This window comes from Roseiconus nitratireducens (genome assembly GCF_008629675.1).
Lineage (GTDB): Bacteria > Planctomycetota > Planctomycetia > Pirellulales > Pirellulaceae > Stieleria > Stieleria nitratireducens.
Genome location: NZ_VWOX01000044.1, coordinates 1 through 8,256, shown reverse-complemented (window position 1 = coordinate 8,256; position 8,256 = coordinate 1). Strand labels below are relative to the sequence as shown.

The window sequence follows — 8,256 nt, the reverse complement described above, 5'->3', positions numbered from 1 at the left end:
ATTGATCGTCTGCTTTGAGAGTTGGCGAGACGCTCACAACGAGGTCTTGATTGACGAGTTCCCGTCGGGAAACAGGCGTGACTGTTAGCACGCGATTGAACGACCACCCGAATGTCACCGTCGTGAACTTTATTTCACTCTTGCGGGGAATCTTTCCCTTTCGTTACTCCGTCAATGCATAGGACTGATTCGGCGGCGTGGGCATCAACTGCCCCTCTCATCTGTCGCCGTTTCAAACATCCAAATGCGGGGCGGATCGATGGCCGGCTGGGACACGGACGAACTTTGGGAAGATCTTCGGACCGAGTTCGTCGACGCTACTTGCCGGTCAAACAGTTGGCCCACGGTCTGGCACGTCTTTATCGACAACGAATTCTACCGCAGTCAACTGTGGACGTGCGCCGAACGGTCGCTGATCGAAAGTGGCGCACCGACCACGTGGTGCGACGACGTGGCCCATGATGCGATGCTCTTGCTGGCAAGACAATTGCAAAAGCGAACCGATCTGGGCTACGACTTTGATCGCCCACCCCATGAGTTCGCAAGCTGGTTGCGAACCATCCTGTTTCGTCAGTGCAAGGAAGCAATCCGATCGCTTCGCCGCCGTCACGGCAGAGATTTGACGCTGGAGATCGATCCGGTGGGTGGACGCACACTGATGATCGAGCAACAGATTGACGTTCGCATGGCGATCGACAATCTTGATGAACCTGTTCGGACAATCATGTTCTTGAGTTATGGCGGTTTGTCGATTCGCGAGATCGCCGATCGGATTGAGCTGACATACGACCAAGTTCGCTATGCTCGGACACAAGGTCGGGCAATGCTCGCAGAACGACTGCAAACCGGCTACCGGTTTGACTGAGTCCGGCCTCACACACGCCTACCGCACAACCCAGCATTCCTGCATTCGCAACACGGTACGATTCGGGCAAAGCTCGTCGACCGCTTGCACAACTCCGGGCCATTCTGGATGGTAATCGTGGCCGGCAAAAATGCCGTCGCGTTTGATCTTGGGCTTCCAGGCTTGGATGTCCTTCTTGACGCTTTCGTAGTCGTGGGCCGCATCGATGAAGACGAAATCCAGCGAACGATCACTGTAATGCGATGCGGCGTCGGTGGACGGTTCCGGCCGAATCGTGCCAATCACCGCCGCGACCGGTTCGATGTTTCGCCGGAATTCTTGCTCAAGCCGGCCCAAGTCGGCATCTTGCTGATGCACCAATTCGTCCGATCCCTGAAACGTGTCGACCACGTCGAGTCGAATCCTCTTCGCTGAATTGATGATCTCAACGCCAAGGAACGCGGTGGACCGGCCTTTCCAGACGCCGATCTCGACGAACCTGGCCGGCTCGGGTGCGCTTGCGACGACCTCTCGATAGAACCTCGAAAAAGTGAACCAACCGGGAATCTCGGAGTAGAAATGTCGCATGATACACGCTCATTGAAACTGCCAAGTGATCAAGTCACTTGATATCAACCAAAATCGATCGGCGCGATCAATCGAGCCATTCGACATGGCTCGTCATTTAGGTAGTTGCGTCGTTCGGTTTGTTACTTGGATCGGATTCAGACATCCGCGACATCTGCTGTTCGAGGACGACGCGAACTTCGGCGAGTGTCTCTCGCGTCTCGTAGGCCATTTGGTGCGTCTCGACAAGCGCCCGCGTGTTTCGTTCGATGATGTCGCTTTGGTCGCTCGCCATCCGCTTCATGAACTCACGCTCGTCATCGCGAGCGGATTTCAAGTAGTTGAAAAAATGGATGACCAGGTACACAACCACGGCGAGCGCAGGTACTTGGAGTAGGACGTTGGTTAGTATTTCGGGGTTCATTGAAGAGGTGTTGTTGAGTGTTTCTGGTAGACATTGACGGCATCGGCATCAATTCCACGCGAGTTTTGAAAGCAGCGAGAAAGCGGGAGCGGTGAACCCTTTCTCCGACGGTCGCACATCGTATTGTCGGCATGTCTTAAGTAGATGGAACTAATCGCGTTGAAACAAACCGCCTCCTCGAACGCGACCGACACTTCCGTAAGTCTGAAGAATCTCATTTCACCGGTCGGATATGTATTGAACTGCTTTCTGATATACGAATGCCGCGACAAGACAAAGCAAAATCGCGACGCCAACCGTCACCACCGATGCGGACGTCACTCCCGACGATTGATTAGCTGTCTGAAGCCACAAGGGGATAAGCACAGCCCCAGAAGCGAACGCCAGAGTTCCGACCCAAAATAGATGTGTCACTTTTCGTTGCACTTGATCGTCTGATTGCAGTTGAGATGCCGCAGTATCGCCTGCGACAGCAATCTCTTGAGCCCAGCAAGTAAAATGACCGCAGGATGGCGGACGAATGTCGGAGCGGTGACACTGTTCTCAATCCGTCAGCCAACCCAGCAGTCGCACCAAGGCTCTATCTCAAGGTGTCCACACACCAACAAGCCACAGGATTGAAGCGACGATCGCGGCCGATCCCAAAACTCCCATCGCAACCGTTAGCGTGTTCGAGTGCAACCTCGTGAAACCTAAAAATTCCCGAATCTTCATACGATCCTCTAGTAGCTAACTGCACTAGAGTCAAGCTCTTGACAGCCGCAGGCTTAAGTGTCGCTGGCTTGAGTTCAATCAGCATAAAATGTGCAAAAAAAGACTGCCAGCGGGATGTCGACCAAAATATGGTTTGATACGGTGCCGAGGCAGACCGGACTTGTAGAATAAACGCAACGAACTTCCATCGCAAAAAGAATTCGACCATCGCAGCGGCCGACAATTTTCTTGGATTTCGGCGAAGTACATAAGATCTCTTTACCGTCAACAGTGAACAATGCCGCACCCGACGATCGCCCCTTGTATTGAAGCAGGATTTCGCCAGACTCGATATTGACAAGTGTTCCGGCAATGACATCAAGAGCAACAGACGAGGAATGGAGCCAGCAATACAAGCCGTTATTAAGTCTGCAGTTGAAATGCTTTGCCTGACGCGGGTCTTGATCTGTCGCAACCTCGAAGGTTCTGTGAACCGTCATCCGTTTGCGACAGATCGAGAATCGATAACTCATCGTTCCAAGTCTATTTGCGATGTTAGAAATTGTACGAACTGGTGTAGCAGGCACCTGACCAACAAGCCCGCCACCCAATCGACCCGTAAACCTCACCAACTGAATGCGATTCATAAGTGCATCCGTCGAGGGTGCATTTCATGCAGTAACTAAAATCGAAGCCGCCGGTTGCAAACCCCTCCAAAGTTGCCATCTCCCATGACCACCACCGGGTTTGATACCGCAACGAACCGCCGATACGTCCCGTCACTTTTGGGCGAGCAGACCCACAGATTATCGTTTCAGGATCTTCTACGCCGTTGCATCGATCAGTCTTGAGCATTCCCGAACCTCGGAACTCGGCTCCACCTTCCCCACGGAAACCGATATAACCTTTTAGCTTACCGCCCAATGGTGTTGGGTAGTCCAAATCGAGTCCCAAAGTCAGTTCCGCCCTTATAAATCCAGAAATGTCGAGTTGAGTGATGTCATCGGTGATTTTCCGCCCATCATCGCAACACTTCGAGCAAAACTTCTTACGGACCTGTGCCGAAACCTTCATGTCTGCTTTTAAAGTCCACCAAGATGGTACCGGTGGAATTTTCCCAAATTTCAGCGAGGGAAGATCCAATCGCGTTCGACTGCCGACCGACCAACAATGGTCGTATCCACCTGTCGGATCCAGATCATCCATCCCAAAGGGATCGTTTGACCGCAGGCTGCGATTGCCTGCATAGATATAGAGGTTGGCATAACCTCCGTCGTACTCTTTTGGATCGCTTCCGAGGAACCTTCCTGCTTTTGGATCGTACATCCTTGCCCGGAAGTGATAGAGTTCGAGGGTTTCGTCCCATTCGCGTCCGGTGTAGGTGTAGCGGTTGGACTCGGCCGAGGTGGTGCGGACGGTGCCGGAGGCGTCGGTGATGGTCAGGTCGCCGTAAGCGTCGTAGGCGTAGCGTTCGGTGATGGTGCCTGACGCGTTGGTCAGTGCGACGATGCTGTACTGGGCGTTGCGGTGGTAGAACCGCCGGCCGCCGGTGCCTTCGCGAACGACAAGCTCGTCGATGTAGTCGCCCCAGATGTACGTGTAGGTCGGTGAACTGGGGGATGCACCCGAGGCGTAGTCGGCCAGGGTTTGTTGGCCGTTCTGCACGAACACGGTCGTGCTGCCCGATTCGGTGCGGGCCACCCGCCGACCCAAGGCGTCGAATTCGTATTCAACCTCCACGGTACCGTTGTTGCCAATGTCGGCTGACTTCAGGCGGTTATCGAAGTCCCAGGTGAAGGCGGAAGGCTGAGGACGGAGGGATGAAGGCAGCAGCGTGATGTTGCCTTTGGCGTCATGCTGTACCGCTTGGCCGGCTGCGGCAGTCAGTTCGTGGGCCGGACCGTGCGTGCGGTTTTGCACCACCGAGTTTTCGGTGAAGCTCTGCCAGTCGCCGACCGGCGTCAGATTCCACGATTGATCAAGCGCTGCATCAGCGCGGTCCCAGCCGGTTAGCCTGTCCTCGGCGTCGTACGTTGCTGTGAACCCGTATCCGCTCATTGTGCCGGTGATCGTCTCCGATGTCTTGTTGTGGTTGTCGTCCCAGGTGTACGACAGGTTGCCGATGCTCGCCCCCGAGAAGTTGATCGCCGAAGGTGTATTGTCGACGTTGTAAGTCCGCGATTCGCTGACGCCGTTGTCGTAAACACTCGACGTCATTCTACCACCGTCGTCATAGCTGCGGTTCATCAGATCCACGCCGCCGGTGACCAGTTTTTCTAGTTGTCCGCGGGCGGTGTACGTCCGCGTCACTTCGCTGGAGTCGGGGTAGATCAGCTTTTTGACCCGCCCGGCGGCGTCATACTGGGTATCGGTCGTGTACGACTGGCCGCCGATGGACAGTGTTTCGTTGAGCTTGCGCCCGGCGATGTCGTAGACGTACGTCACCGTGTTACCGTAACGACCGCTGGTGGCGGTCAGCATTCGCGAGGCGTCATCGTAGGTGAACGCGTCGCTGTCGGCGATCGTGCCCGACGGCGAGTTGGCCCTGGTTCGGTAATCACGACGAAGTAGTCGACCGGCCGCGTCATAAGTCATCGACATGGTGTCACCGAGTTGGTCGATCGTGCGTGTGACGCGATCGAGGTCATCATGCTCGGTCGTGATGAAGCCGTAACCCAGATCACCGGGGCTGCTGCCGGGAACATGGTCGGGCCAAGTCACTTGGTTCTGACGACCGTAGCCATCGTAACCGTAGCTGGTCGTTTGACTCTCGGCATCGGTCAAGCTTTCAAGTTGGCCCAGCACCGTGTAGGCGAACGTGGTCGTGTGGTTCAGGCGATCGGTCACGCTCGATTGTCGACCGAGCGCGTCGAACGAATGAACCGTATCGTTGCCCTTAGCGTCGGTTTGCCGGATCATCTCACCGGCACGGTTGTACGCCATCTCGGTTTCGTGACCGGCCGGGTCGGTGACTTTCACGCGACGATCAAGGTAGTCGTAGTCGGTCGTCGTGGTGTTGCCGTTGGCATCGGTGACGGAAGTCTGATTGCCGCCCGCATCGTAAACGTAGCTGGTCACCTTGCCCAGCGGATCGGTCATTGAGACGGTTCGACCGGCATCATCGAAGGACGTTGTTGATGTTTCACCGGCACCGTTGGTGACGGTGGTTTGATAGCCAGCATCGTTGTAACCGTATTCGGTGATCTCGCTGAGCGGAGTGACCGCTTCGACTTGTCGGCCGATTGGATCATATCGCTTGGTCCACGTGCTGCCGGTTTGGTCCGTCGTGGTGACGGCGTTACCGGCATCGTCGAAGCCGTAGCTGCGGGAGTGATTTAGCGGATCGGTTTCTTTGACGCGGCGACCGAGCGAGTCGAAGGTGAAGGTTTGATAGTCCATCGCGCCGGCTGGTTCCATCCGCACGACGTTGCCGCCAGCATCATGGAATTGGTCGCGTGACTGGCTGCCGGTCACGTTGCCGGTGGCCGGATCGACCGCGAAGCGGATGCGGCGATAGACGCGCCCTCGAACGTCGAACTTGATCTTCTCGCGGCTGACCAGGTTGCCCGATGCGTTGGTGTCGAACCGCTCGGTCTTGATCACCCTGTCCAGGTTGTCGTGCGTGTCGACTTGGTAGAAGTCCAGCTCGCCGTCGATGACCGTTTGACGGTTTCGCCAGTCATAACCGTAGTCGGTCACGCGGATGGTCGAGTCGTCAACGTGCTGGGTGGCCCGTGTCAGCAGTCCGTCACCACCGTCGGTGCCTGAGTCATACTGCTGCTCGTTCATCAGCTTCATATCGTTGCCATTTGCGCCACCGCCGGTCGGATCGCTGGCGGTCGCACCCGTGTCATCCGTTCCAGCGTACATCGCGATCTGCTGGCCGCGAACGTCGAAGACGATCGAGCGGATCGTGCCACGGGGATTCACCGTGTGGTTGCGACGCTTGAGAGTGTCGTAACCGAACTGCGTTTCGTTGTAGTTTGTGCCTGGTGTTCCGTCACCGCTGGCGGGGATCGTGTGGTAGACCCGCTGGGAGATCAGCGTGCAGCAGTCGCTGTACTGGTGAGTGGTCCAGCGGACATAATCACTCTGCGTGAACGTGTCGGAAGAAGTCAACCTACCGGCTGATGAACTTCGCACCGCAGAAATCTGCTCGAGCGGCTGTCCCTTGCGGGTTCGCTTGATGATCGAGACGGGACCGACCAGCGTGTCGGTGCCGGCCGAGACATCGTGGTAACCCTGGCCGGTCCACTGCTGATGATCAACGTCAAGGTAAACGTGCCAGCGAGCGCGGCGAACTTGCCGGGTCACTCCATTGACTTCCGCCGAGTGAACCGGGCCGAGCGTTTGAGTGATTCGGCCACGCTCATCGTGCTGGTAATCGGTCACCAAGTGCAGCCCGCCACCGGTCGGCGTGGTCCAACCTGCCGGTACACCGCTGACTTGGCTGGTGTCCACATCGACGATCTGCCGCGTCGCCACACCGGTGACAACATCGTACGTCGTGTGCGTGATCGTGCCACGTTCATCACGAACCCAGGTTCGGTTGCCGTGGATGTCAAAGCGTTCGGTACGCGTGTTGACACTGCCGTCGCCGTTTTGGCCGCTCGGCACGACCGGCAGCGTGGTCATCTTCTGAGAAACCTGAAAACTGTCCGCGTGGTACTGGTAGTCGTACCGCGTGGTCGCCTTGCCGGTGCTGTCGTCGTTGCGGTACACGATGTCGTGAGAGACCGGATGGACTGTGTTGCCACCAACACTGTGTGAAGCGTACTTCATCGATCGCAGCAGGATGGCCGATCCGCCGCTGCCCCGCTTGACCTTCTCGGCCTTGACGTAGCCCTTGGCCGCGCCGCTGCCGGTTGAATCCGAATAGTAATCGGTTCGATAGATGACGCCTTCGTCACTGCGAAGCGTCACCGCCAGATCGTTTTGCGATTCGTCGTAGTCAACTACCGCCGAGGGCTGGGCACGCTGCACCAGCCGGCCATCGTTATTGTAACGTAGTGACTGGATCCAGCGATCGGCACTCGCTCCCGCACCGCTGCGGAACTCTTTGACGAGCACCTGACCGATGTAATTGGTGAAGACGATGTTCTGCGATCCGTCGGGCCGCGTTTCGACCGTCTTGCGTCGCCACTGGTTGTAGCGGTCGTCGCTGTCGTTGTTGACCGTGTAGGCGAAGGCGAACGTCATCGCGCCAGCCTGCACAGTCTCTTTAATCACACGACGGGAGGCGTTGTACTGGAAGTGGTAATCGGCGTACTGGGCAAGCTGCACGTCCGAAGCAGTCAGCGGGTCGGCCACTTCGGAAAGCTTCGCGTAGCTCTCCGGCTCGAGCACATACTTCAATCCGTGCTCAAAACCCTTGGCCTCACCGGCGGTGTAGTAGCGATAGTAATGCACGTTCTTGTCTTGCCAGTTTCCACCGCTGGTCGGTTCCTGCTGACGCGCCCTGCGAAGATCACCCAGGCTGCCGCCGTTGTCGCCACCGCCGTAGTAGTCGTACTTGGCACGTTGGATATCTTGCCAGTCGCCTGCATCAACCTTGCGCCGCAGCGTGACGTGGCGCAGTCGGCCGCGCTGCTCTCCACTGCCGAAGTAATCGTAGGCCAGTGCCTCGGTGATCGTCTGGCCGTCTTGTTCGACGCTGCGCTGGATCGCGGCGATGTGGTCGTCATCGGTGTAGGCAGTCACCTCGGTAAGCTGTCCGCCAGCGTCCTTA

General features: G+C 56.9%; 5 protein-coding genes. 1 reads left to right on the top strand and 4 read right to left on the bottom strand.

What is annotated here, in order from left to right:
* Positions 1–244 precede the first annotated feature (244 nt).
* Positions 245–865 (top strand): sigma-70 family RNA polymerase sigma factor, encoded by a 621-nt coding sequence (locus FYK55_RS28520; protein WP_150080022.1) that lies wholly within the window; start codon positions 245–247, stop codon positions 863–865.
* An 18-nt stretch (positions 866–883) separates the two neighbouring features.
* Here the strand turns inward: FYK55_RS28520 and FYK55_RS28515 are convergent, their stop codons facing one another.
* From FYK55_RS28515 to FYK55_RS28500, 4 genes are all read right to left on the bottom strand, one after another.
* Entirely contained in the window at positions 884–1,432 is a 549-nt protein-coding gene (locus FYK55_RS28515) for a class I SAM-dependent methyltransferase (RefSeq protein WP_150080021.1), read from the bottom strand.
* Between the two features lie 97 nt (positions 1,433–1,529).
* Entirely contained in the window at positions 1,530–1,835 is a 306-nt protein-coding gene (locus FYK55_RS28510; protein WP_150080020.1) for a hypothetical protein, read from the bottom strand.
* Between the two features lie 788 nt (positions 1,836–2,623).
* Complete coding sequence (locus FYK55_RS28505) at positions 2,624–3,061, bottom strand: hypothetical protein (RefSeq protein ID WP_150080019.1); 438 nt, start codon at positions 3,059–3,061, stop codon at positions 2,624–2,626.
* Positions 3,062–3,083: 22 nt separating this feature from the next.
* On the bottom strand, positions 3,084–8,228 hold the full coding sequence (locus FYK55_RS28500) for an RHS repeat-associated core domain-containing protein (RefSeq protein ID WP_235909042.1): 5,145 nt from the start codon (positions 8,226–8,228) through the stop codon (positions 3,084–3,086).
* Between the last annotated feature and the right edge of the window lie 28 nt (positions 8,229–8,256).